General features: G+C 48.7%; 25 protein-coding genes. 2 read left to right on the top strand and 23 right to left on the bottom strand.

Annotation, left to right across the window (positions count from 1 at the left end; all coding sequences use genetic code 11):
* Positions 1 to 8 precede the first annotated feature (8 nt).
* The 3 genes from ACXAJH_RS02145 to smc form a co-directional block, all read right to left on the bottom strand.
* Positions 9 to 338 carry a putative DNA-binding protein gene (locus ACXAJH_RS02145; RefSeq protein WP_474968480.1) on the bottom strand — a complete coding sequence of 110 codons (330 nt, stop codon included), beginning with the start codon at positions 336 to 338 and terminating at the stop codon, positions 9 to 11.
* A gap of 90 nt (positions 339 to 428) precedes the next feature.
* Complete coding sequence (ftsY, locus tag ACXAJH_RS02140) at positions 429 to 1,760, bottom strand: signal recognition particle-docking protein FtsY (RefSeq protein ID WP_474991892.1); 1,332 nt, start codon at positions 1,758 to 1,760, stop codon at positions 429 to 431.
* Positions 1,761 to 1,773: 13 nt separating this feature from the next.
* Positions 1,774 to 5,334, bottom strand: a complete 3,561-nt coding sequence (gene smc / locus ACXAJH_RS02135; protein ID WP_474968478.1) for a chromosome segregation protein SMC — start codon at positions 5,332 to 5,334, stop codon at positions 1,774 to 1,776.
* Between the two features lie 184 nt (positions 5,335 to 5,518).
* Between smc and ACXAJH_RS02130 the strand changes: the two genes are divergently transcribed.
* Positions 5,519 to 5,740 (top strand): DUF1128 domain-containing protein, encoded by a 222-nt coding sequence (locus tag ACXAJH_RS02130; RefSeq protein ID WP_474968477.1) that lies wholly within the window; start codon positions 5,519 to 5,521, stop codon positions 5,738 to 5,740.
* Between the two features lie 45 nt (positions 5,741 to 5,785).
* On the opposite strand, the gene rnc is transcribed toward ACXAJH_RS02130, so the two are convergent.
* The 9 genes from rnc to sdaAB form a co-directional block, all read right to left on the bottom strand.
* On the bottom strand, positions 5,786 to 6,478 hold the full coding sequence (gene rnc, locus ACXAJH_RS02125) for a ribonuclease III (RefSeq protein WP_027954177.1): 693 nt from the start codon (positions 6,476 to 6,478) through the stop codon (positions 5,786 to 5,788).
* A 75-nt stretch (positions 6,479 to 6,553) separates the two neighbouring features.
* Entirely contained in the window at positions 6,554 to 6,787 is a 234-nt protein-coding gene (acpP, locus tag ACXAJH_RS02120) for an acyl carrier protein (RefSeq protein WP_027954176.1), read from the bottom strand.
* A 61-nt stretch (positions 6,788 to 6,848) separates the two neighbouring features.
* The gene (gene fabG / locus ACXAJH_RS02115) at positions 6,849 to 7,589 is read right to left on the bottom strand and encodes a 3-oxoacyl-[acyl-carrier-protein] reductase (protein ID WP_474968476.1); all 741 of its coding nucleotides are present in this window, start codon (positions 7,587 to 7,589) and stop codon (positions 6,849 to 6,851) included.
* Positions 7,589 to 8,530, bottom strand: a complete 942-nt coding sequence (gene fabD, locus ACXAJH_RS02110; protein ID WP_474992980.1) for an ACP S-malonyltransferase — start codon at positions 8,528 to 8,530, stop codon at positions 7,589 to 7,591. Before fabD ends, fabG begins: the two co-directional genes overlap by 1 nt.
* Entirely contained in the window at positions 8,527 to 9,531 is a 1,005-nt protein-coding gene (plsX, locus tag ACXAJH_RS02105) for a phosphate acyltransferase PlsX (protein ID WP_474992978.1), read from the bottom strand. The genes fabD and plsX overlap by 4 nt, the downstream gene beginning before the upstream one ends.
* Positions 9,532 to 9,546: 15 nt before the next feature.
* Complete coding sequence (fapR, locus tag ACXAJH_RS02100; protein ID WP_242520187.1) at positions 9,547 to 10,125, bottom strand: transcription factor FapR; 579 nt, start codon at positions 10,123 to 10,125, stop codon at positions 9,547 to 9,549.
* A gap of 167 nt (positions 10,126 to 10,292) precedes the next feature.
* Positions 10,293 to 12,329: an ATP-dependent DNA helicase RecG gene (gene recG / locus ACXAJH_RS02095; RefSeq protein ID WP_474992976.1), complete on the bottom strand. Its 2,037-nt coding sequence runs from the start codon at positions 12,327 to 12,329 to the stop codon at positions 10,293 to 10,295.
* A 5-nt stretch (positions 12,330 to 12,334) separates the two neighbouring features.
* On the bottom strand, positions 12,335 to 13,219 hold the full coding sequence (gene sdaAA / locus ACXAJH_RS02090; RefSeq protein WP_474968472.1) for an L-serine ammonia-lyase, iron-sulfur-dependent, subunit alpha: 885 nt from the start codon (positions 13,217 to 13,219) through the stop codon (positions 12,335 to 12,337).
* A gap of 21 nt (positions 13,220 to 13,240) precedes the next feature.
* Positions 13,241 to 13,903 carry an L-serine ammonia-lyase, iron-sulfur-dependent subunit beta gene (sdaAB, locus tag ACXAJH_RS02085; protein ID WP_474968471.1) on the bottom strand — a complete coding sequence of 221 codons (663 nt, stop codon included), beginning with the start codon at positions 13,901 to 13,903 and terminating at the stop codon, positions 13,241 to 13,243.
* A 228-nt stretch (positions 13,904 to 14,131) separates the two neighbouring features.
* Between sdaAB and ACXAJH_RS02080 the strand changes: the two genes are divergently transcribed.
* Positions 14,132 to 15,400 (top strand): NCS2 family permease, encoded by a 1,269-nt coding sequence (locus ACXAJH_RS02080; RefSeq protein ID WP_474992974.1) that lies wholly within the window; start codon positions 14,132 to 14,134, stop codon positions 15,398 to 15,400.
* A 59-nt stretch (positions 15,401 to 15,459) separates the two neighbouring features.
* On the opposite strand, the gene ACXAJH_RS02075 is transcribed toward ACXAJH_RS02080, so the two are convergent.
* The 11 genes from ACXAJH_RS02075 to ACXAJH_RS02025 form a co-directional block, all read right to left on the bottom strand.
* Positions 15,460 to 15,729, bottom strand: a complete 270-nt coding sequence (locus ACXAJH_RS02075) for a YuzC family spore coat inner layer protein (protein WP_474968470.1) — start codon at positions 15,727 to 15,729, stop codon at positions 15,460 to 15,462.
* A gap of 154 nt (positions 15,730 to 15,883) precedes the next feature.
* Positions 15,884 to 16,327: an Hsp20/alpha crystallin family protein gene (locus ACXAJH_RS02070; protein WP_474968469.1), complete on the bottom strand. Its 444-nt coding sequence runs from the start codon at positions 16,325 to 16,327 to the stop codon at positions 15,884 to 15,886.
* Between the two features lie 69 nt (positions 16,328 to 16,396).
* Positions 16,397 to 18,115: an assimilatory sulfite reductase (NADPH) hemoprotein subunit gene (gene cysI / locus ACXAJH_RS02065; protein WP_474971482.1), complete on the bottom strand. Its 1,719-nt coding sequence runs from the start codon at positions 18,113 to 18,115 to the stop codon at positions 16,397 to 16,399.
* A gap of 40 nt (positions 18,116 to 18,155) precedes the next feature.
* Entirely contained in the window at positions 18,156 to 19,949 is a 1,794-nt protein-coding gene (locus ACXAJH_RS02060) for an assimilatory sulfite reductase (NADPH) flavoprotein subunit (protein ID WP_474968467.1), read from the bottom strand.
* 17 nt (positions 19,950 to 19,966) lie between these two features.
* The gene (locus tag ACXAJH_RS02055; RefSeq protein WP_474992973.1) at positions 19,967 to 20,788 is read right to left on the bottom strand and encodes a uroporphyrinogen-III synthase; all 822 of its coding nucleotides are present in this window, start codon (positions 20,786 to 20,788) and stop codon (positions 19,967 to 19,969) included.
* Complete coding sequence (locus tag ACXAJH_RS02050) at positions 20,763 to 21,395, bottom strand: NAD(P)-dependent oxidoreductase (protein ID WP_474971484.1); 633 nt, start codon at positions 21,393 to 21,395, stop codon at positions 20,763 to 20,765. The genes ACXAJH_RS02055 and ACXAJH_RS02050 overlap by 26 nt, the downstream gene beginning before the upstream one ends.
* Positions 21,396 to 21,402: 7 nt before the next feature.
* The gene (locus ACXAJH_RS02045) at positions 21,403 to 22,146 is read right to left on the bottom strand and encodes a sirohydrochlorin chelatase (protein WP_474992971.1); all 744 of its coding nucleotides are present in this window, start codon (positions 22,144 to 22,146) and stop codon (positions 21,403 to 21,405) included.
* A 16-nt stretch (positions 22,147 to 22,162) separates the two neighbouring features.
* Positions 22,163 to 22,939: a uroporphyrinogen-III C-methyltransferase gene (gene cobA, locus ACXAJH_RS02040; RefSeq protein ID WP_474992969.1), complete on the bottom strand. Its 777-nt coding sequence runs from the start codon at positions 22,937 to 22,939 to the stop codon at positions 22,163 to 22,165.
* 1 nt (position 22,940) lies between these two features.
* The gene (gene cysC, locus ACXAJH_RS02035; RefSeq protein WP_474968461.1) at positions 22,941 to 23,549 is read right to left on the bottom strand and encodes an adenylyl-sulfate kinase; all 609 of its coding nucleotides are present in this window, start codon (positions 23,547 to 23,549) and stop codon (positions 22,941 to 22,943) included.
* 5 nt (positions 23,550 to 23,554) lie between these two features.
* On the bottom strand, positions 23,555 to 24,700 hold the full coding sequence (gene sat / locus ACXAJH_RS02030; protein WP_474992968.1) for a sulfate adenylyltransferase: 1,146 nt from the start codon (positions 24,698 to 24,700) through the stop codon (positions 23,555 to 23,557).
* Between the two features lie 14 nt (positions 24,701 to 24,714).
* Positions 24,715 to 25,443 carry a phosphoadenylyl-sulfate reductase gene (locus tag ACXAJH_RS02025; RefSeq protein ID WP_474968459.1) on the bottom strand — a complete coding sequence of 243 codons (729 nt, stop codon included), beginning with the start codon at positions 25,441 to 25,443 and terminating at the stop codon, positions 24,715 to 24,717.
* Positions 25,444 to 25,475: the final 32 nt, after the last annotated feature.

The following is a 25,475-nucleotide window of genomic DNA, read 5'->3' as shown; positions in this document are numbered from 1 at the left end:
AAACCCTCCTATTCTAATTCTTGTAATTGTTCAAGCCAGACGGCCGTGTGCTTTGGAAGTTCCTGTTTATCAACAGCAGCTTCCATTTCCGCTATTACCTGCTGGCGTTTTTGGAATTTCTCATATAAATGAAGCTTTTTTTCATATTCTTCAAGCATGGTTTCCGTCCGGCGGATATTATCATACACCGCTTGACGGGATACATCAAAGGTCTCGGATATTTCACCAAGAGAATAATCTTCCAGATAATACAACTCCATGTAATTTCTCTGTTTAGGAGTCAGCAGCGATTGGTAGAAATCGAATAGGTAATTGATTCTTGTCGTCTTTTCAAGCACGCTTGTAGCACTCCTTGTTAAGTGAAATACCTTTACACATAAATATTAACGGAGCAGGTCCATGTGTGTCAAGGTTTACAGCGTATTTTCTTAATCCTCTTCATACTCCTCTATCATGTCAGCAAACAGGCCATAGACAAAGGCGTGGGCATCAAACGTTTCCAGGTCGGTCACTTTCTCACCAAGCCCGACAAGCTTGACCGGAATTTCCAATTCATTCCGGATAGCAAGGACGATCCCGCCTTTAGCCGTTCCATCAAGCTTCGACAAGACAATACCGGATACATCTGTTACTTCTGCGAACGTTTTCGCCTGGCTCATGGCATTCTGACCAGTGGTTGCATCGAGAACAAGCAGAACTTCATGAGGAGCACCCGGAATTTCACGTTCGATGACCCGCTTCACCTTGGAAAGCTCATTCATGAGATTGACTTTATTCTGCAGGCGGCCGGCGGTATCACAAATCAGTACATCCGCGCCGCGGGATTCAGCCGCTTTTATGCCGTCATAAACTACGGCGGCCGGATCACTGCCTTCTGAATGCTTCGTGACGTTGACTCCTACACGGTTCCCCCACTCTTCCAGCTGTTCAATAGCGCCGGCTCTGAACGTATCTCCGGCAGCCAGAGTGACTTTTTTCCCTTCTGATTTCAAACGGTGGGCGAGCTTCCCGATAGTCGTCGTTTTTCCGACACCGTTGACTCCGACAAACAAGTACACGGTCAGACCATCCGGATTTTCCGTCAGGCCTTCCACTTCTCCTGCATCGTCGTCTCCATAATAAATGTCCACCAGTTTTTCAGAAATGATTTCCTTGACCTTTTGTGGATCCTGGACATTCCGGCGTTTCACTTCCAATTCGAGCTCCTCTATCATTTCCATGACGGTGGTTACTCCTACGTCAGCGGAAATCAGCACTTCTTCCAATTCTTCAAAGAAGTCTTCATCTACAGTACGATAGCGGGCCACAAGGTCATTGATTTTACTTGAGAAGGAATTCCTCGTTTTGGCCAGTCCTTTTTTAAACTTGGAAGCGATCGTTTCTTTCTCTTCCTCTTCCTCTACAGCCTCGGATGGACGTTCGTCCTCGTCGTCATCCACAGGATTGCCGGCTTCAGTTCCGGCATTTTCTTCTTCCTTCTTGTCCTCTTCGGTCCCGGTTACACCTGGATCGACATCCTCTTCCCCATCGTCCTCTTCCGTTCTGGAAGCATGGGAATCAGCGTCTTCCTCCCCGGCAGGCTCTACGTTCACGGGTGCTTCCTCTTTTTCAGGAAGGGATTCAGAAACTTCAGGAGACTCCTCCTCTGAAGAAACAGAGCCGCTGCCTTCTGCAGGATCAGAAGGGTGCTGATCCTTGTTTTCCTCCTCGCCGTCCTGCCCCTTCACAAATTTATCTTTCAACTTTTTGAAAAAACTCATCCAATCTTCCTTTCTATGCTTCCAATAGTTCAGGTGTTTCTTCCAAACGGACGGAAACAAGTTTCGACACGCCCGATTCCTGCATCGTTACTCCATACAGGACATCCGATTCTTCCATTGTTCCCTTACGGTGGGTGATCACGATAAACTGTGTATTTCTGCTGAATTCTTTCAAGAACCGGGCAAACCGGTCGACGTTGGCTTCATCAAGAGCTGCTTCCACTTCGTCCAGAACACAGAACGGCACGGGGCGGACTCTTAATATAGAAAACAGCAGAGCAATGGCTGTCAACGCTCTTTCTCCACCAGATAAAAGACTCAGGTTCTGAAGTTTCTTGCCAGGCGGCTGAGCGACAATATCCACTCCGGTTTCCAGCATGTTCTCCGGATCAGTCAGCTGAAGATCGGCACGTCCTCCTCCGAAGAGCGTCCGGAATACTTCATTGAATTCGGCACGGATCTTCGTGAAGGTATCTTCGAATTTCCGTTTCATTTCCCCGTCCATTTCATTAATGACACTATGAAGGGTTCCTTTTGCTTCCAAAAGGTCATCCTGCTGGCCCTTGAGAAACTCGTAGCGCTCTTTGATCCGCTCATATTCCTCGATAGACCCAAGGTTGACGGTCCCAAGCTCTTCAATGGACCGTTTGATCAGTTTCACTCTCGTTGCAGCCTGATCCACATCTTCAACGGTATCGTAGTCCCGTTTCGCCTTTTCAAAAGTTATTACGTATTCTTCCTGCAGGTACGTGAGGAGATTATCAAGCTCCACGTCCAGACGATTGGCCTTCACTTCTTTCTGCTGGATATCCTGCAGGTAGTTCTGATGCAGCCGGTTGTGTTCCTTCAGAGATGCGTCCTCTTTATGCACATCGGCACTGATATCCGCCCGTTCTTTGCGAAGGGAATGAATGTCTTCTGAGGCTGCCGCTTTCTCCTGTCCAGCATTTTTGATCAGCTCTGTTAATTCTTCTTCGGTTTGATTGGATTCCACCACTTCCATCAGCTGCTGATAAGAAGCTTTATTTCCACGAAGTTCCTGCTCAATCAGTGCTTTCTCCTCTTCATATCGACTGACCTTTTCCTGTTGGTTATGGACGGCCGATTCCTGCTCGGCGAGCTTGATCTGTAGTTCCTGACGCCGTTTTTGAAGAGCTTCCTCATCTTCTTTCTGCCTGTCTTTTGCTGCAGTAAGGGCTTCGATCCGCTGCTGGGTCGAGCCAAGTTCCTCCTCCAGAGAGCTGAGGTTCTCTGTCAGGGTTTGAAGCCTGTCATCCGCCTGTGTACGATCTTGATCAAACTGGGCCTGATCCTGATCGTAAAGGTGGAGCTGACTGTTAATATGGTTCAATTTGACTTCATTTTCCCTGGCATCGGACTGTTTTTCATACTCTTTGTTTTTCATATGAGAAAGCTTTTCTGCATAGGACTCCTTCGCTTGTTCCTGTTCACTCAGGCTCTGCTTCAGCTGCATAACCTTTTGTTCAACATCCTGCAGTTTCTTTTCATAATCCTTTATTTTTCCGGTTGTCTCCTGAAGCTCTTTTTCCCTGGTAAACAACGACTGGCCGGATTGTTTCTTTGCTCCTCCCGTCATAGAACCACCGGGATTGACGACATCTCCTTCCAGCGTGACGACCCGGTACTTCCGGTTCAGCACACGGGCAATCGCATTGGCGTGTTCCAAGGTTTCCGCTACAACGATATGACCAAGCAGGTGCTGCACAGCTTTGGCGTACATCTCCGGGACGTGAATCAATTCAGCTGCGACTCCTACGTATCCATCCTGTTGATTCAGCGAACCGGCACCGGTTACATACCGGGGCTGGATGGCTGAAAGGGGCAGGAAGGTGGCACGGCCTTTGTGCTGGGTTTTCAGCCAGTGGATGGCCTGTCTTCCTGCTTTTTCATCCTGGACAACAATGTGCTGGGCCTGAGCTCCGAGGGCCGTTTCAATGGCTGTCATGTAGGCGGACGGAATGTCAATCAACTCAAGGACGGCCCCTTCTATACCGGAGAGGCGTCCATTCTGCCGCGCTTTTAAAACTTCCCTGACCCCTTGGAAATAACCGGAGAAGTCCTCTTTCATATCTTCCAGCATTTCCTTTTTGGAACGCATCTTCTCAAGATACTGATACCCTTTGTACAGTTTTTCCTGCCATTCCTGATACGCCTGCTTGTTTTTATCAAGCGAAGCCGACACTTCCTGGAGGCTGCTTTCCAGTTCGCTGCGTTCCGACGCCAGTTTTTCAAGTTCTGCGGTTAACCGGCTGCGCTCTTTTTCAAGCGTTTCCCGCTCTTCTCTGAGGCCTTGGAATTTTCCACTCTGAACATCTTTTTTAGAATGCAGTTCTGATAGCTGCTTCTCCAGAAGGTGTTTTTCATTACGTTTCGCGGCCTGCTTGTTTAATAGTTCGATATAATCACTTTTTAAATCCTCAATCTGGTCTTCCATCTCCTGAAGGTTCTGATTGAGCGCCTGATTCGTTTCCTTGAGCTCCTGCTTGGATTTCCGGCGGTTTTCCCGCACTTCCTCCAATTTGGATGATTCTTCTGTCGTAACGGCCTTCAGCGTTTCAAGTTTGTTCGAGAGTTCTTCGTAGGCTTCTTCAAGTTTGGATTTGTTCTCTTCGAAATGTTTATGCCGCTCTTTCATGAGCTGCTTTTTACCTTCCAGATTTTCGAGTTCCCTCGTCAGCTCCACCAGCTTTTCCTGAAGACTTTCCAAAGACTCATCCAGCTTTTGAATGCGGTCCCGCTTCGAATCCACAGATTCCTGCCGGGCAGTGATATCAGCCCTCAACGACGCTTCTCCGCTCTTGACCTCTTCCAGTTCCTTTAAAACAACCTGCCAATCCTTGTGGAGACCCTCAATCTGAGTAATTAAAAGGGAAATTTCGATATGCTTCAACTCTTCTTTTTTCTCCAGGTAGTCTTCAGCCACAGCAGCCTGTTCTTTCAAAGGCTCCAGCTGTCCATCGATTTCATGAATGATGTCTTCCACACGGTTCAAGTTCTCCTGAGTCTCCGCCAGTTTATATTCGGCTTTTTTCTTCCGTTGTTTATATTTGAGGACACCGGCCGCCTCTTCAAAAATGGTCCGGCGCTCTTCAGCCTTCGAGCTTAGAATCTCCTCGACTTTCCCTTGGCTGATGATGGAAAAAGCTTCTCTCCCAAGACCAGAATCCATAAATAAGTCGATAATATCCTTCAACCGGCATGTCTGGTTATTGATGTAAAATTCACTTTCTCCTGATCGGTAAACTCTTCTTGTTACACTGACCTCCTGGTAATCCAGGGGCAGGGTCTGATCTTCGTTATCGAGCGTAAGGGTCACTTCTGCCATATTCAGGGCAGAACGCGAGTCGCTCCCTGCAAATATAATATCTTCCATCTTCGCACCGCGCAGGGAACGGGCCGACTGCTCTCCGAGCACCCAGCGGATGGCATCTGTTATATTACTTTTCCCACTGCCGTTCGGACCGACCACAGATGTAACGCCTGAAACGAAATCCACGGTCACCCTGTCGGCAAATGATTTAAATCCAATAGTATCCAACTGTTTGAGGAACATAGTCATCCTCCTGTATCTTCACAATCTTTCATTCACTCAACTAATATATTTTATCATAAACGCTTTCCCTACGGTAGGAAGCCTCCAGCGTTCTTTTCCTTCCGTCAAAGGGTTTCATAATTGGACAAAGTCCTTTATCATATGTACTAAACCGGATGAAGTCAGCCGAAGGAGGAATCAGCTTTTGAGTTTACAAGAACCAAAACAAGAAAATCTTGCATTTATCATTGACGATATGGCCGAAAAACTTCAGGTGGTCAATCGTTCCCTTATGAAACCGGAGGATTATGATTTAGACAAATATGAGGAAATCAAATCCCTCTACGACATCATTAATATGAAGGGACAGCTCAGTGTTTCTGAAATCCAGGCGTTTGTCCAGGAACTGGGCCGGTACCGACGATGAAAAAAAGGACCGTCTACAGCCGCTTAAGGCTGATGACGGTCCTTTTTAAAATCGAGCGCCTTGATTCTCTAAAGCCTGCTGAGCCGCTTTCTGCTCTGCTTCCTTCTTCGTACGCCCGACGCCGATACCGCCGATGTCATCCTGGATCATCACGTGAGCGATAAATTCCCGGCTGTGTGCTGGGCCTCTTTCTTCCACAATTTCGTACTCAATTTTACTATTTTTATCCCGCTGTATAAACTCCTGCAGCTGGCTTTTATAATCCATCGCATGAGAAAAAGCACCTTTTTGGACTCTTGGATAGACGTAGGTCTTCAAAAAACGAATAACCGCCTCATACCCCTGATCCAGATATAAAGCTCCGATAAAGGCTTCAAATACGTCTGCCAATAGCGCAGGCCTGTTGCGGCCGCCCGTCAATTCCTCGCCCTTGCCGAGAAGAATCAAGTCCTGAAAATTCAGTTCATTGGCAAACTCGACCAATGAGGCTTCGCAGACGATCGAGGCTCTGAACTTCGTCAGCTCCCCTTCGGCCATATCCGGGAACTCCCGGTAGAGATACTGGGAAACACCCAGCTCCAAAACGGCATCCCCGAGAAACTCAAGACGTTCGTTGTCCTCCCGGTCGGTTTTACGATGCTCATTCACATAAGATGAATGCGTGAAAGCCTGCTCCAGCAACGAAATGTTCTGAAATGATTGATTTATCTGCTTCTGGAAACTGGAGAAATCACCCATAAATCACCTTGTCCTTTACTAAAAGTTTCTGAATACAGGAAAGGCTGCCCGTTGAACAACGGACAGCTGACCTTTTTATGACTGGCTGCTTATGTAATTCACAGCGTCGCCAACTGTATTGATTTTTTCAGCTTCTTCATCAGAAATTTCCATATCAAACTCGTCTTCGAGCTCCATTACAAGCTCGACTACGTCAAGAGAGTCTGCTTCAAGATCTTCTTTGAAGGAAGCTTCCATAACTACTTTGGATTCGTCAACATCTAGACGGTCGACGATAATCTGTTTTACGCGATCAAATGTTTCTGCCATTGGAACCTCACCTCCCTTCAGTCATTATAGTAAATTTTGCAGAGAAAAACCATAGTGGTTTTTACATCACCATTCCGCCATCCACATGAAGCGTCTGACCGGTCATATATGCGGCGTCTTCTGAGGCCAGGAAACGGACGACTCTCGCCACATCCTCCCCTTCTCCCAGACGTTTCAATGGAATAAGGGCAAGCATCTGCTCACGCTGTTCTTCTGTAAGAGCATCCGTCATATCGGTGGTGATATAACCGGGAGCTACAGCGTTCACCTGAATATTACGGGCCGCCAATTCCTTGGCATTGGATTTTGTCATCCCGATAACGCCTGCCTTGGCAGCCACATAGTTCGCCTGTCCCGGATTGCCGGAAACGCCGACGATGGAGGCTACATTAATGATCCGGCCGTACTTCTGTTTCATCATCTGACGGGTAACCCCTTTCGTGCAGAGGAAAACCCCTTTCAGATTCGTATTGATAACAGAATCAAATTCCTCTTCCTTCATACGCATGAGAAGGTTATCCTTGGTGATTCCGGCATTATTGACCAGAATGTCCAGGCGGCCGAACTCATCGACGACTGTTTTCACCATCTGCTTCACATCTTCTTCGCTGGCAACATCGGCCTGTATCTTCATCGCTGAACCGCCGCCGGCAATGATTTCCTGCACGACCGCTTCCGCCTTATCTTCACTTCCTGCATAGTTGACCGCCACTTTAGCTCCTTGGCGGGCAAGTTCTAAAGCGATGGCACGGCCTATGCCACGTGATGCTCCTGTAACGAGAGCTACTTGTTCCTGTAACATCAGGCTTCCTCCTTATACCACTTTACAAAATCCTTTAATGAATCTGGATCCTGGACGCTGAACGTCTTCATACGACGCTGGACTTTTCTCACAAGCCCGCTGAGAACTTTTCCCTGCCCCACTTCTACGATGGCATCAACTTCTTCTTCGACAAATGCCTCTAGAATCTGTTGAAAACGCACAGGCGAATACAGCTGCTCTACAAGCAGGCGCTCAATCGTTTCCGCTTCTGTGACGGCTTCTGCCGAAACATTGGCATATACCGGGATGGAGGCATCTCTGATCGTACGGTCATTGAGATGACCCGCAAATTCTTCACTCGCCGGCTCCATAAGACGGGAGTGGAAAGGTCCGCTCACGTTCAAAGGAAGCACGCGTTTTGCGCCTTTATCCTTCAATTGTTCACCAGCTGCCTCCACGCCTTCTTTCGTACCGGAGATGACGATCTGTCCCGGACAGTTGATATTAGCGAGATCAACGGCTTTTTCTCCGTCGAACTCTGTCAGGACATCCTCGATTTCCTCCTGGGAAAGTCCAAGTACAGCGGCCATCGTACCTTTCCCGGTCGGGTACGCTTCTTCCATGAGCTTTCCACGGATATGGACAAGCTGAACCGCTTCAAGCGGATCCAGCGCGCCGGCGGCTGTGAGTGCACTGTATTCACCAAGACTGTGTCCTGCCGTCATGTCTGGTTTGACTCCTTCTTCAGACAGCACCTGCTGGATGGCGATACTGTTTAACAGCAGGGCCGGCTGGGCATTTTCCGTTTTCGTAAGTTCTTCGGCCGGGCCTTCAAACATCAGGGATGTAAGGGAATACCCGAGTCCTTCGTCAGCTCTATCAAACAATTCTTTCACAGAAGGATAGGCTTCATACATCGCCCGTCCCATTCCGACTTCCTGGGAGCCTTGGCCTGGAAAAACGACTGCAATCTTTTTCATTCTGATTCCTCCATTTCCTTCATCCGGTCCAGCGTACTGGAGATGGTTTCTGTCACATTCAGCTCTACCATTTCACATGCCTGGCGGATCGCATTCAGCACAGCACGCTCATTCGAGGAGCCGTGGGCTTTAATAACCGGGGAGGCAAGGCCGAACAACCCGGCTCCGCCGTATTCACTATAGTCCAGCTGGTTTTTCAAGCCGCGGAGGTCATCTTTCACGAGTCCAGCAGCGATTTTCGTTTTCCAGCTGCTCATAAATGTCTCCTTGATCATGGAAAACATCGTAAGAGCCGTTCCTTCTATTGTTTTCAAAGCGACGTTTCCTGTGAATCCGTCTGTAACGACGACATCAGCCACCCCATTAAGGAGATCGCGGGATTCCACATTCCCGACAAAGTTAATCGGCGCTTCCTTCATGAGCTGAAACGCCTGCTTCGTAAGGTCGCTTCCTTTTCCATCTTCCGTTCCGACATTTAACAGCCCCACTCTTGGGTTGTTGATTTTACGGACGTTTTCTGAGTAAATCGAACCGATGACGGCATACTGCAGCAGATGGGCCGGTTTGGCATCGACGTTCGCTCCAACATCCAGCATTAAAAAGCCTTTTCCGTCCATCGTCGGGAGGGTAGGGCTTAAAGCCGGACGTTCCACGCCGGGCATGCGGCCGACGATGAAAAGACCTGCACTCATAAGGGCGCCGGTATTACCAGCCGAGATGCATCCATCCGCGCGTCCTTCTTTCACTTCTGCCGCAGCCATGACCATGGAAGCTTTTTTCTTCCTGCGAACAGCCCGTACAGGTTCGTCTTCCGAAGTAATCACTTCTGTTGTATGTAAGACCGTTATATTCGGCTGATCCTTCAAAAACGGACGGATTTGTGATTCGTCTCCTACGAGTGTGATGGACAAACCATCAATCGTGTCAGCTGCCTTGACAGCTCCTTTCACAATGGCTTCAGGGGCGTTGTCCCCACCCATTGCATCAATGGCTAACTTCATGAATATTCGACTCCTTTACTGATTCGAGCGGTACATTTCAAACGTACCGGCAAACACTTCCTCGTTTCCAACAAAACTGTGGACGCTTACGATCGTTCGCCCTTTATCATCTTCACCTTTGGCCGTCGCCTTCGCTACTACGCGTTCACCCAGTTTAACCGGTCTGGAAAAATGAATCGTCGACCGGGCTGTCAAAGCCAGTTCATCATTGATCAAAGCGACAGCTAGTGAATTGGCCTGGGCAAACAGATGATGCCCCCGGGCGATATGGTTTCTTGAAAAAACGTGTTCCGGACGGATATCCAATATGGAAATGGCACGGTCGTCAAGCTCTAAATCAACGACCTCTCCAATGATTTCTTCAACCGGCAGAGCTTTCACCGTCTCATTCCATTCCTGTGTGGCCACCGATTTAATCCGCTCCCGCAGCTCGGGAATTCCGAGCTCCATCCTGTCCAGCCGGATCGTCTGTATGCTGACACCAAAGGATTTAGCGAGTTCTTCATCCGTTGTGAAAGGCATTTGCTCAATACGTGTCTTCAGTTCTTCCTGACGTACTCTCTTGGTTTTTTTCACACAAATACCACCGTTCATCCAGCCATAAGCCTCGTTTTTATGACTAGGTACTAATAGTAATATATAATACCGGAAACCATAACGCAAGGATTGAAAACCCATTCATTGAAAAAATACGGATGCCTGTCCTATGAAAAGCGGAAATAAAAAAAACACGCCCCTTGTCAGGACGTGCCCTTTTCCACTCAATCCAGAACATTTTCCATGATCTGCTTATCCTTATAGACGACTTCCTTTAACGAGCTGTAAGATTCATGTTGATCCAGGATGTCTTCTTCAATCATTTCGGCTGCATCTTTTCTTGCCGTTTCAAGCGCGCGGTAATCGTGTACCATATCCCCTACTTTAAATTCAGGTAATCCGCTCTGCTTTTTCCCAAAGAAGTCCCCTGGACCCCGGAGCTTCAAATCCTGCTCAGACAGTTCGAAGCCATCGTTCGTCTCCGTCATGATCCGCATGCGTTCTTTACCGACATCCCCTTTTGGATCAGCAAGAAGAATACAATAACTCTGGGCAGATCCACGCCCGACCCTTCCGCGCAGCTGGTGAAGCTGGGAAAGGCCGAAACGCTGGGCGTCATAAATCACCATCATCGTGGCATTGGGAACGTTCACACCCACCTCCACCACCGTTGTGGAAACAAGGATATTCAGATGATTCTCTGCAAATTCCTTCATCACTTCTTCTTTCTCATCATTATGGAGGCGGCCATGCATCAGTCCAACAGAAATATCCGGCTCAAAGACACTGCTGAGCTGATGGTACAGATCAATGGCATTCTGAATATCCAGCTGATCCGACTCTTCAATAAGCGGACAGATGACGTAGGCCTGGTGTCCCTGATCGATTTCCTTCTTGATGAAATTCAAGACCCGGTCGGTCATTTCACCTTTCACCCAGTAGGTCTCTACAGGCTTACGTCCCGCCGGCATTTCATCAATGACACTGACATCCATATCACCAAACGCCGTAATGGCCAGCGTCCGCGGGATAGGTGTAGCCGTCATGAACAATACATCGGGGGAAAGACCCTTGTCTCTCAAGGTCCGCCGCTGTTCTACACCGAAGCGGTGCTGTTCATCTACAATGACAAAGCCGAGATGACTGAATAGGACTTCATCTTGAATGAGCGCATGTGTTCCTACAAGAATATCAATCTCCTCCGCTTTGACTGCTTCGAGGATTTCCTGGCGTTTCTTCCCTTTAATAGAACCAGTCAGAAGCTCCACCCTTGCCCGGCCTTCAAACATGGCCGACAAAGACTGATAATGCTGTTCCGCCAGAATTTCCGTCGGAACCATTAAAGCCCCCTGGTATCCAGCGGTGATGGAAGCATAGAGAGCAATCGCCGCAACGGCGGTTTTCCCTGAGCCTACGTCCCCCTGAAGCAGGCGGTTCATACGGTGGGGACGTTTCATATCCTTCAAAATTTCCGCAAGCGAGCGCTTCTGTGCCCCAGTCAGTTCAAAGGGCAGGGACTGGACAAAACCGGTCAGCTTCTGATTATCATACCTTTGAACAATGCCCTGCGTCGATTCGCGGTTATGCTTACGCAGCAGCTGCATTTTCAGCTGGAAAATTAAAAATTCCTCATATACGAACCGGCGCTTGGCGTGTTTGAGCATCACCCGGTTTTCCGGATAATGCATCTGATGCAGGGCCTCCTGCCGGGGTGGGAGCTTATAAGCGAGAGCAAGATCCTCCGGAAGGATTTCCTTAACCGATCCACCATATTCGTGGAAAGCTGCCGTCATCACTTTCCGGAGGGTATTCATGTTCACCCCTTCCTTTAATGTGTAGACGGGCTGGATCGGCGCCTGACTTTTCGACTCCCCTTTTTTGAATTGACTGACCGTCACTTGAAGACGCTGCTGATCCCATTTTCCTGTCACTGTGACGGTGTCCCCCTGCTGCAGCTGCTTCTTCGCAAAGGCCCGGTTGAACATGACCGCCTTCACAGCAAAATGCTCCACCTGCAGGGTAAAGGTCAGCCTTGATTTCTTCCGTCCGTAATAGCTGACGACAGGTTCGGAGACAATCTCCCCTTCAATGGTCGCTTTCTCGTTATGATCCAGTTCCGTCAACGGTTTGACTTCATAGGAATCATAACGATGTGGAAAATAAAACAAAAGATCCTCCACCGTAAACAGCCCCAGTTCGTTTAAATGGGACTGCAGTTTTTCGCCAACTCCTTTGATTTCACTAATCGGTTGCTGCAGCACATCATTCACTCTTTCTTTAAAGATATTCCGTACACTTTTGCTTCGAGTTCGCGTCCGGTCGGCGTCGCAGCCAGTCCACCCTGGGCGGTTTCCCTGAAAGCTGACGGCATCCGCTGCCCTACTTTATACATGGCATCAATCACTTCATCACATGGAATTCTGCTCTTCACACCGGCAAGGGCCATATCTGCCGCTACAACAGCGTTGGAAGCCCCCATGGCATTTCGTTTCACACACGGGACTTCGACAAGTCCAGCAACAGGATCGCAAATTAATCCAAGCATATTTTTCAAAGTGATCGCCATAGCTTCGGCAGACTGGGAAGGCGTGCCTCCTGCCATTTCCACAATAGCCGCGGCAGCCATTCCAGCAGCGGAGCCGACTTCTGCCTGACATCCACCCGCAGCCCCTGATATCGATGCATTATTGGCAACAACGAAACCGAAAGCACCTGAGGTGAACAAGTACCGGACCATCTGCTCACGTGATGGATTCAGCTGATTTTTAACGGCAAACAAAGTACCCGGCACACACCCCGCACTGCCGGCTGTCGGCGTGGCGCAGATGGTGCCCATAGCCGCATTTACTTCGTTCGTGGCCACTGCCTTACTGACGGCGTCCATCAACAGCTGACCTGACAACGGGGTATGGTTTTTCATGTAATCCTGAATGAGTACAGCGTCCCCTCCGGTCAATCCACTGTGGGACTGCACACCTTTCAAACCATCTTCCACTGCTTTTTCCATGACGTCGAGATTCCTTTCCATATGGGCAAAGACCTCTTCCCTGGAAAGCTGCTTCACTTCCATTTCCTGACGAATCATCACTTCAGATATTTGTATCTGCTCACTTTCAGCAAGCTCGATCAGTTCTGCTACATTGCGAAACATGCGAACACTCCTTTTGTATGTCTAGTCTGAGATTTTAGCCACTTGAGTAATGTGGTCTGCGCGTTCCAGTTCATTAAGTATGGAATCATCAATATTCTGGTCAACCTCAATGACCATCAAAGCCTGCTCCCCCTGGGCTTTTCTGGATACTTCCATCCGGCCGATATTGATTTCATTTTTTGCAAGGACCGCTGTCGCTGATGCAATAGCTCCGTAACGGTCGTTATGAATAAGAAGGATAGCCGGGTGGCTCCCCGATAACCGGAGTTCAAAACCATTCAATTCCGTGATTTCAGCCTTGCCTCCTCCAATGGAAATGCCGACAAGTTCCAGTTCCCCGTCTTCATCGCCGATCTTTACACGGGCAGTGTTTGGATGATCGGTATGGGCATCCTCTTCGTGAAAACGGATTTTCATGCCTGAAGCTCTGGCCGTTTCAAGGGAAGTGCTTATCCTTTCATCATAGGTTTCATAGTCCAGGAGACCACCAATAATGGCTACATCCGTCCCATGCCCCTTGTAGGTTTTAGCAAATGACCCGTAAAGATGGATATGGGCGTACTTCGGCTCCCTTCCGAATAAATGGCGGGCAGCCCTGCCGATGCGGGCCGCTCCTGCAGTATGCGAGCTGGAAGGCCCGATCATAACAGGACCGATGATGTCAAACACAGATCTATACTTCATTAAGATCCCTTTCCTTTCTATATAAACCTGAACAGGTAAGTGATGAAAACGCTTACTACATTCTAACATTCCTTTATCATCTTATCACATTCCACTTTAATCTTCCTTCCTTTTCGTTCCCTCCATATTTTGACTGGTTGATTGTTTTCTTTTGAGAGAGTAGAATAATAGATTGTGGGTTACTCGGTAACCGGGCGGGAGAGGGATAATTTCATATGAGGGATTGAAATGCTCAATCAGCAACATCAACAGGCGGGCTGGAAAAAAGAAGGACTGGCAGGTTTGATCGGTTATTTCACAACGGTATATATTGTAGCCGTCAACAGTCAGATTCTGGAGAGTGCGGGGCTGCCGCTTGAGAGCGGTATGGTTGCTACTATCCTTGCCAGCGCGTTAGGCTGCTTGATCATGGCTTTTTATGCGAACGCACCGATGGTTCTCATCCCCGGGATGGGCGTCAATGCGTTGTTCGCCTACTCGATTGTCGAAGGAACGGGCATGTCCTTTCAGGAAGGACTCGCTGTCGTGACGATGGCTTCCATCATCTTTCTGATCACTGCTTTCACAAAGCTCGGCGATTGGCTGAAACATGCCATTCCCGCTTCTTTGAAGCATGCCATCACCGTCGGGCTTGGGCTTTTCCTGACGCTGATCGGACTCGAAAAGGGAGGCCTCGTTGTCAAGGGGGAACATTCCCTGATCACGCTTGGCAACCCGTCATCTGCCATGGTGATTACCAGTGTCATCACCTTATTTATCGGGATTTTTCTATTCTCAAGAAACGTCCCCGGCAACTTTTTAGTGACGATGATTGCCGGGAGCGTACTGGCCCACTTCACGGGGCTGCTCGGGGAAAGTGGAAAAAGCATCGATATCCAGGAACAGAGCTTTCTGATGCTGCCGGACTTTTCCGGAATCTTCGGGTTTGGTTTCTGGATGGCGGTTTTCCCGTTGGCGATCGTTCTCATCTTCGAGAATATGGGGCTGATCCACGGTCAGCTTTCCATGCTCAATCAGGAGGACAAATTTAAACGGTCCTATCAGGCAACCGCATTTTCCGCCTTATCCACTGGATTTCTGGGTACATCTCCGACGGTTTCTTCCGCAGAGAGTGCTGCTGTCATTGCATCCGGAGGAAAGTCAGGGAAATCGGCGCTGACCATGGCCGTTCTATTCGGAGCCACCCTGTTTTTGATCCCATGGATTTCCATGGTTCCATCTTCAGCTATTGCTCCGATCCTGATCATCGTTGGAGCCCTAATGGTTCAGAACATCAAGGAAATTCCATTTGATCAGCTTTCTGAATCCATGCCGGCGTTTTTAATTATCGTGATGATTCCTTTCACGTATTCCATCGCTGACGGAATGGCCTTCGGCTTTATTGCCTATCCGATTGTAAAGCTTGCCCTGGGCAGGCATCGGGAATTGTCCACCCCTGTCGTATTCATCGCCATGATCTTTCTCGTTGAATTTATCGTACGCTCGCTTGGACATTAATGATTCATGTAGTTAAAAAAAGCTTGAAGAGAACGTCATGACGTTCTCTTCAAGCTTTTTTATCTCCAGCGGAGTACGAGTGTCAGCCGGCAGCAGTCACGTCTGCTGTCCTGTGATCCAAGGGTGACCTTCAGACGATCCGGATTATATGTGGTCTGAAATGAACTTGATACATATTCACCAAGCAGACCGTCCACTTTTTCATGATTGGACTGTTGAGCCGCCATCATGATCTGCTCAGCATAGGATGCATCGTCGTGAATTTTCCCAACCAGTCTTTCCGCATCCTTGATGAGTTTCTCCATTGAAACGGCGGATTCTCTGAACAAAGAGACTTCCACCTCTGGATATGAAGGTCCGGGTCTTTCATAAATCGGAGTGACCGGCCTCCAGCTATAGGGAACCCAGTAACGGTGCACAGCCTCCCCCCTTCCCCTTCATATATACCTTTAAAAAAAGAAGAGAAGCCGCTACACTTCCCCTTTACCTTTCAATTTGTATGGACTCCAACGGCCCTCTTTTTTGAAAGACAACCTTCAATACCCCGTTATGGAACGAAGCACGGCTGCTGGTGACGTCAGCTTCAAATGGCAGCTCGATCATCTGTTCCCGGGTCTTTCTGAAGTGGGTGCGGCTGTAGTAATCGCGCCCTTCATCATTCACTTCCCGCAGCTGCTGTTGTTCGATAAGAATGCGCAGCTGCCGGCCGGAGCGGTCAATACGGATTTGATTTTCATCCACATCCGGAAGGACAGCTTCAACGACGATCTCTCCGTTTGATTCATAAACATCGATAGGAATCGCATTTTTTTGGGAGAAAGATTCTGCTGCATGAAGGGACTGATCAAAAAACGAGTCCACGGCCCGAACCAGATCCATAAACGTATGCTCAAAAAAACCGGGGAGCTGACTCTTTTTATCATCCATGTTACTACACCTCTCTGCCTGTCGTTTCCCCTACAAGATATGCAGAGAAAGCCGGCAGGTGACACATGATCAGGAGGTGTGGAACTCTGTGCCTGACGAAACGGCCTTCACATAACCGGCTCGGATGACGAAATCCCCGAACTTTTCACCTTCGGAACGGTTAAGCGCAAATTCCTTAAACATCTGCCTTAACTCGAGGAGAATTTCTTCTTCCCCGATGTTTTCTTTATAGATTTTGTTCAAGCGGTCTCCTGCAAATCCAGCCCCTAAATACATGTTGTATTTCCCCGGTGCTTTCCCGATGAATCCAATTTCACCAAGAGCCGGCCGGGAACATCCATTCGGGCAGCCCGACATACGGATAATGATTTCTTCATCTGAGAGCCCGTATTCATCTAGAATATCTTCCAATTTATCGACGAGGGACGGAAGATATCTCTCCGACTCTGCCATCGCCAGTCCACAGGTCGGAAGAGCGACACACGCCATGGAATTCCTCCTCAGCGCTGAATTCTGCCTGCCATCGGTCAGTCCGTACTCATCGATGACCGCTGATATTTCCTCTTTCTTTGCATCGGTCACACCTGCTATGCTCACGTTCTGGTTCGGAGTTAACCGAAAGTCGCCTTCGTGAATACCGGCAATTTTTCTCAATCCGGCTTTCAACTGGTATTCTTTTTCATCTTTAATCCGGCCGTTTTGGATAAAGAAGGTGTGATGCCAGGTGCCATCAGCGGCTTTGATCCAGCCATAACGGTCCCCATTATGATCGAAATGGTAATCCCTTGCTTCTTCAAGTTCCCAGCCGAGACGGCTTTCCAGCTCTTCCCTGATCCAGTCCAGCCCCATCCGGTCAACGGTATACTTAAACCGTGCATTTTTACGGTTGGACCGGTTGCCGTAATCGCGCTGGATGGTGACGACTTTTTCAGCTGTTTCGACTATTTTATCGACCGGGCAGAAGCCGATGACACGCGCTAACTGGGGATACGTATGTTCGTCGCCGTGAGTCATCCCCATCCCTCCGCCGACGGCGATATTAAAGCCGGTGAGTTGATCATCTTCCACAATCGCGATAAAACCCAGGTCCTGCGAAAAAACATCCACATCATTGGAAGGGGGAACGGCCACACCGATTTTGAATTTCCGCGGAAGATATACAGGGCCGTAGATTGGTTCCTCTTCTTTGCCGTCGGCAACTTTCTCCTCATCCAGCCAGATTTCATGATAAGCTCTTGTTTTCGGAAGAAGGTGCTCACTTACTTTCTTCGACCACTCATACACTTCGTGATGAACATTGGACTGATCCGGATATACGTTGCACATGACATTCCGGTTCACGTCTCCGCAGGCGGCTATGGAATCCATGAGCGCCTGGTCCATCCGTTGAATGCTTTTCTTCATGTTCCATTTCAGAATGCCGTGCATTTGAAAGGTCTGTCTTGTCGTCAGTTTTAATGTTCCGTTTCCATACTGATCAGAGAGTTCATCCATTGTCAGCCACTGTTCCGGTGTGGCTGTGCCTCCTGGAAGCCGGACACGCACCATGAATTGATACGCTGGTTCAAGTTTCTGTTTTTTTCGTTCATTCCGGATATCCCGGTCATCCTGCATGTAACTTCCATGGAACTTCAACAGTTTTGTCTGGTCATCCGGGATGCTCCCGGTAATGGGATCCTGAAAGCTTTCCACGAGAGATCCGCGCAGCAGCCGGCTTTCCTCCTTGATTTTTTCCATTGCGTCCGGTGGTCCCTGTGTCTGGTGAGAGGGGTGATCGGATTTTGTCATGCTTTGTCCTCTCCTTTCGTTTTCTTCATTTCAATGATGGTTAATACACATCTCTCTGATAACGCTTCTGCTGTCTAAGGTCTGCCACATAGGCTTCTGCTTCTTCCTCAGTCCTTCCGGATTCCTTCTGAACGATGGATACAAGGGCCTGATGGACATCTTTGGCCATATGTTTTTCATCCCCGCATACATACAGGTAAGCTCCTGCTTCCATCCACTCAAAGAGTTCTCTGCTGCGCTCGGTCATTCTGTGCTGTACATACACTTTTTCTTCGTTATCCCTCGAAAAGGCGACATCCATCCTGGATAAAACGCCATCTTTGAGCCAGCGCTGCCATTCGGTTTGATAAAGAAAATCCGTCGTGAAATGCTGTTCTCCGAAGAATAACCAGGTATTCCCTTCTAATCCCATTTCTTCTCTCTCTTCCAGAAATGACCGGTACGGGGCGATTCCAGTTCCAGCACCAATCATAATGACAGGAGCAGATCCATCTTCCGGCAGCTTGAAGTTGGAATTTTTCTGGACAAATACATCTACGTTTCCGCCAGGCTCCATCCGTTCTGCACACTGGCCTGAACATACACCAAGCCGGTTCCTTCCGTGGCTCTCATACCGAACCGTGCCAATAGTCAAGTGAACTTCGTCCGGGTTCGCTTTCCAGCTGCTCGCTATGGAGTACAGACGAGGCGGGATTTTGCGAAGTTGCTGCACCAGTTCTTCTGCTCCAAGGTTCCATGGACCGAAGTCTGTGAGAACATCGAGAAGATCTCGACCGTCCATATACGTTTGAAGCGCCTCTTTGGATGCAAGGATTTCCTGCAGTTTTTCATTACTGGTGAAGGTTCCCAGCTTTTCGAGCAGCGGTTTAGTAAGCACAGTGATCTCGAAATGGGACAAAAGGGCTTCCCTTAATGCACGGACCTCTCCGTCTTTATTAAGGGTAACGGAAAGCTCAGGATCCCACTGCATCAGAGTAATTAATTGATCGACCAGCTTCTCTTCATTAAGCGGGTAGATTCCAAGACTGTCCCCAGGCTCATATGCAAGATTGGAATCTTCCAGATCCAGTTCCAGATGCCGGGTCTCTTTATTGGAACCACGGCCGTTCAAATTGATATTTTCCAGCACTTCCGCCGAAAACGGATTTTTCTTCGTATACACCGGTCCGGATGATTGGGGATTGGGAGCGGCCTGCACCTTTTTACCTTCTTCAGCTGTTTCCAGAGAATTGATGACTTTATTGATCCAGTCCTCCGCCTCTTCATCATAATCGAGGTCGCAATCCATGCGTTCTACGATACGTTCTGCTCCAAGCTCTTCCAAACGTTTATCAAAGTCTTTACCTGTCTGACAGTAAAATTCGTACGAGCTGTCCCCAAGGGCAAGCACACTGTAGCGGACACCATCCAGTTTTGGTGCACGCCCGCTGTAAAGAAATTCATAAAAGGAGAGCGCATTATCCGGAGGATCGCCGTCTCCATGGGTACTGGTAATGATCAATAGATCTTCTTCCTTTTTTAAGGACTTCGGTTTGTACCGGTCCATATCTTCGACAGAAACCTGCAGTCCGTTTTCCTTCAACCTGCCGGAAAACTCTTCGGCAAGCTCCTGGCAGTTCCCTGTGTGCGATCCATATAAAAGGGTGACGTGTCTTGTTTCCACTGCCGGGACCCCTGCTTCTGTTTCCTGTGCTGCTCCACTTCCACGGTCTGCCCCTGCGGCCAGATAGCCGCTGAGCCAGATTTTCTGCTGCTCATTCAATGTTGGGAGCAGCTGGTTCAGTAACTCCGTCTGCTCTTTATTGAACGGACTGTTGATTACTTGTAACGACAATTCTGTCACCTCCATAGTCAAAAATGAGCGGCCGTGTGCGCGCCCTCCCGGTAATAACGCTCCAGCGCTACAATCATAGCGCCCATCTTCGCTTTTTCAGGCTGCAGGACATAGGAAATCCCCTGCTCTTCCAAAGCGGCTGCCGTTACCTTTCCGACAGCAGCAGCGAGAACATTTCGATTAAAGGTATCGACGACCGGCTGCTGCTCTTTCGAAAACAGCTGTTTTACCTGGGTTTTACTGGTGAAAACGACCGCATCAAGATTTTCCTTTGTAATTTCTCTTCGCAGCCTACCTAAAATATCGGGATCCGGAGGCAGGAATGAGTAGGGTTTTGATAAATAAACATCGTATCCCATTTCCTCAAGACGGTCTTTTAAGGCAGCATCATCCAGGTTATAGGCTTGTAAAAACACACTTTTTCCTGCTTTTGCGGTATTATTCTCCATATAGGACAACAGCTTTGCCATTGTCCCGTCTTCAGCGATCCATTCATAAGCGAGGTTTTGTTCCTTCAACCAGTCAGCAGTTTTTTGACCGCGGATGACCAGGATTTCATCAGATAATTTTTTTACAAATGAACGGCGGTGACCAATGCCTGCAGCAGCCTCTTCCAATGTCCGAGCCCCTATACCAGTCGTTAACAAAACATAATCAAAGGGCTTTTTTAAATAATGATGAACATCCCGACGGGCCGTTTCCTGATTATATTGCTGAGAGCCTTGGATGGGATAGCCGGCGGAGCGTCCATCCATATTACGAATCAGCCTGGCAATTTCATCCGCGCGCCGATCAGCTGCCACCCCTATCTTTTTACCGGCCAGACCTTTCACAGTCATCCGCCTCCTTCTCCTTATGTATTTCTTCCAGCAATAACTGCTGATTCACCTTGGATTGACAGGATTCTTTCAATCCCTCCTCCAGATAAAAACGCCTCCGGTCAGATGAAAAGCCGGCATGTCGAAGTTCATTCCTTAACGTGAACAAAAAATCGACATAACTCCCGTAATCCTCCGGAAACTGCTCTTCAAACCTCTGTTTAATTTCGGCTGACAACGAAGGGCTGGCCCCGTTTGTTGTGACAGAAACAGAGAGTCTTCCCCTCTTCATATGGGCAGGAAAATGAACATTCCCGCCTCCATTGTCTGCACGGTTGAGCAGCGGAACGTCTCCGGCCTCAGCCGCCGCTTGTTCATTCACCTCAGGCTGATCAGCAGCCGTAATGAGCAGAAAAGCACCGGACGCGTCCCCTTTGAAATAAGTCTTCTGCTTCCACTCAAATCCCCCCTTCTCCCATAACTGACGAAGGGCTTCTGTCAATTCCGGACTGATCACCGTCAGTTCCGGACCCTCTGACAAGAGAGATTTCAAACGCTTCTCTGCTACTCTGCCACCTCCGACAATAACGACCTTCTTTTTGTGTAAATCGATGGATAAAGGCTTCATTAACCGTTCACTCCGCTCTGGACATTCGGTTCAGCGCTTCCTTCACCCTGAATTGAAGTGAATGTTCCATCGCCGGGTGATCCTGCAGATGATGGGCGGCAGCAGCTGAATATCCTTGTTGGACAGCCTGATAGACTTCCTCTTGAATTTCTTCCATCAATACACCGGTAAACCAAAGGTATGGCACAACGATTGTATGTTCGTAATCCTCGATGGACCGGTGGAAAGCCTCTGGAAAACGCGGGGAAAGAGCCGCGAGGTAACAGACCTCCACGTGGGAATGATTGATTTCATCCTTCAGAAGCTGCGCAATTTTTTTGACGGCTTGAGGTGTATCCGGGTGACGGCTTCCTCTTCCCACCAAGAGGATATTCGTTCCTTTTTGAACCGGTACATCCGTTCCCTGCACACGTTCAGCGAGCGCTTTTATAATCGATGGCTGCACTCCCAGAGGTTCTCCATAGGAAAACGTCAGGCCGGAGTAAAGGCGGGAGATTTGATCAATCTCTTCAGGGATATCTTTATAATAGTGACCAGCACTCAAAAGCAGGACCGGCTGTACAACGATGCTGGATGCTCCCCTTTCCACAAGGCGCCGCACCCCTTCTGATATATCAGGTTCAGCGAGTTCCAGATAACAAATCTCATAAGGCAGATCATGCGCTTCCGCTGCACGGTGTAAAAAGTCCTCTGCCTGGGTGGTGGCTGCTTTTTTTCTGCTTCCGTGACTTACATACAGGACAGCTTCCATCCTCATCCTCCTCTTCCTAGCCTACAATCGTTTCCGCAGATACACGGGCGTCCTCACCGGCCGGGTCGAACCATTGGAGGTGGCTGCTCAGCTCCACCACTTCCCCCACAACGATCATGGCAGGGTTTTCGATAAAACGGCTCTTTTCTACAATCGTATCGATTGTTCCCTTTACCATTTTCTGGCTGTTCGTCGTTCCATTCTGGATAAGGGCCATCGGCGTATCTGGAGACCGCCCATATTTTTTCAGCCGATCACAAATCTCCGGAAGTCTTTTGACACCCATGTAGATGCACAGCGTATCCATACTTTTGACGACCCGCTCCCAGTACGCTTCTTCATCTGTTCCTTTCTTACTGACCCCGGATATGAAAGCGACCGACGAGCTGTATTCCCTGTGGGTGACCGGAATGCCGGCGTACGCAGGGGCAGCCGTCCCGGATGTAATTCCTGGAACGATCTCAAAAGGAATGGACCTTTTTGCAAGAGCTTCTGCTTCTTCCCCTCCGCGGCCGAACACAAATGGATCTCCTCCTTTAAGGCGTGTGACCACTTTCCCTTGAAGGGCGTATTTGACAAGAAGATGATTGATGGTTGACTGGGACAGTGCGTGATGATCGGGCCTTTTCCCACAGAAGACGAGCTCTGCCCCTGCTTTCGTTTCCTCAAGAAGATCCTGATTGATGAGCCTGTCATACAGAACAACATCAGCCTTCTGGACAGCTTTAAGACCTTTCACGGTAATCAAATCAATGTCTCCAGGACCTGCACCTACGATATATACTTTGGTCACGTTATCCCTCCTTGTCGTTCAGCCACTTTTTATCAATAAGAAGTTGAAAAATCTGTTCCGCACAGGTTTGGATGGAATGCTGGTCAGACCGAACGACACATTCCGGATTCACCGGTGCCTCGTAAGGAGCATCCACCCCGGTAAAACCGGAGATTTCCCCAGCCCTTGCTTTTTTATACAGTCCTTTAGGATCCCGGCTTTCACATTCCTCCACAGGACAGTCGACAAAGACTTCCATGAATTCTTCCTCTTCCAAAAGGGATCGGACCCGGTCACGGTCCTCCCTGTATGGAGAAATAAAAGCCGTCAAAACGATGGAACCATTGTCTGTGAACAATTTGGATACTTCACCGATCCGACGGATGTTCTCTGTCCGGTCGGCTTCAGAAAAACCAAGATCCCGATTTAATCCATGACGAACGTTATCCCCGTCAAGCAGGTAGGTTTGGATGCCGTGCTCAAAAAGAAGGCGGTTCAAATGGTTGGCAATGCTGGATTTACCAGCCCCTGAGAGACCGGTGAACCAGAGCACACCACTGAAATGACCATTTTTACTCCGGTAATCCTTTTTTTGGACGGCAGCTTCATGCCATGTTAAATTCGTTGCCATTCCATTCACCCCTTTACATCCGCTGTCTGTTGTTTAAGCCCTTCAATCAGCACTTCCACGACCTCCGGACGGCTGAACGTTTTCGGTGGTTTCTGGCCGCTCCGAAGCAGCTCGCGCACTTTTGTTCCTGATAAAATTACGTGATGCTCCTTGCTGTGGGGGCAGGTTTTATGAGAAGCCATTGCTTCACAGGCTTTGCAGTAGAAGCTGTGCTCAAAAAAGACCGGGGTTATTTCCAGCTCTCCTTCTTCAAAGTGGCTGAAGATTTTTTGAGCGTCATATGTACCATAGTAATCGCCGACACCTGCATGATCCCTCCCGACTATGAAATGGGAGCAGCCGAAATTCTTCCGGACAATCGCATGGAAGATGGCTTCCCGCGGGCCTGCATAGCGCATGGCCGCATTAAAAACAGCCAGCGTCACCCGGTTTTCCGGATAATATTCATCCAAGAGTACCTCATAACTTCTCATGCGCACATCACTCGGGATATCGTCGCTTTTCGTTTCTCCTACGAGCGGATTCAGAAATAGTCCATCTACGCTTTCCAGGGCCGCTTTTTGGATATATTCATGAGCACGGTGAACAGGATTACGCGTTTGGAAACCGACAACCTTTTCCCATCCGGCCTGTTGGAATCGTTCTCTTGTCTCTTCGGGATCAAGGTAGTAATGGTCTGAATGCTCCCGCTCCGGACGATGGAATACTTCAATTCTGCCACCGACATAATAATCCGGGCGCTTGTAAAGTTTACTGACCCCCGGGTGAGCGTCTTCTGTCGTTAAGTAAACCTTTGCAGCTTCTTTCTGTTTATCCGGCTTGTAAATGTCTTCGATTTCGATCACACCGTAGATTGCCCCATCTTTCACAAGAGCCGCTTGACCATGTAACGAACGGGCCTGCTCTTCAGAAACAGGCAGTGTGATCGGGAGACTCCAGGGAGTGCCGTCTTTCAAACGAAGATTTTCAACGACGTGATCATAATCTTCCCTTGTTAAAAATCCTTGAAGCGGACTGTATGCCCCATTAGCGATTAAATCGATATCACTCAACGCCATCGCATCAAGCTCGATCCTTTGTTCCGGAAGCGTATCCGGCTGTGCTGTAAAACGATTGATTAACTGCCCGCCATGCGGTTGAATAATGGACATCATTCATCTCTCCTTTATTGTTTCGTATCTCCCGCTGTGTGGAGTCCACACTCGGTTTTATCAAATCCCTGCCATCTTCCTGAACGGCCGTCATCCAGCGCTTTCGCTGTGCAGGGGATGCAGCCGACACTTGGATAGCTTTGGTCATGTAATTCATTGTAATCCAAGCTATTTAGTCGGATATAAGTCCATACGTCTTCCCATGTCCAGTGAATTAAGGGGCATACCTTGATGGACTGGAAGCGTTCGTCCTTGTTGACGAAGTTCGTATGACTCCGGCTTGCAGATTGTTCTCTTCTTAATCCCGACATCCAGGCCGCCGCTCCTGTCAGGGCTTCTTCCAGCGGTTTGATTTTTCTGATGGCACAGCATTGGTCGGGATTCCTTTTCCAAAGGGCCGGACCATATTCCTCTGCCTGTTCTTCCACTGTCAATTCCGGCTTTTTCATATGGATGTTCAAATCCGGATACCTCTTTTTCACTTTGTCTATCAAATCATAGGTTTCCTGGAAATGAAGTCCAGTGTCCAGAAAAACGACGTCGGCATCCGGCTGTGCCTTTGCAATGAAGTCAAGCAGTACGATCGCTTCAGCACCGAAGCTGCACGCATAAACGAGCTGTTTTCCATAATGCCCGTAAGCCCATTGAATCACACTCTCTGCCCCTTTGTGTCCATCATCAATATCCATATGAAGTAAAGGATCCCCGGTGAATGTTCCATATGTCGGTGCACTCGTATTCATAAGCTCCTCCTTTCTTATCTTCAACAAAAAAA

The sequence above is a fragment of the Halobacillus sp. ABD4_316 genome, from assembly GCF_056161385.1.
Note: the sequence above shows the minus strand (reverse complement) of the source record. Positions and strands in the feature narration are given on the sequence as shown.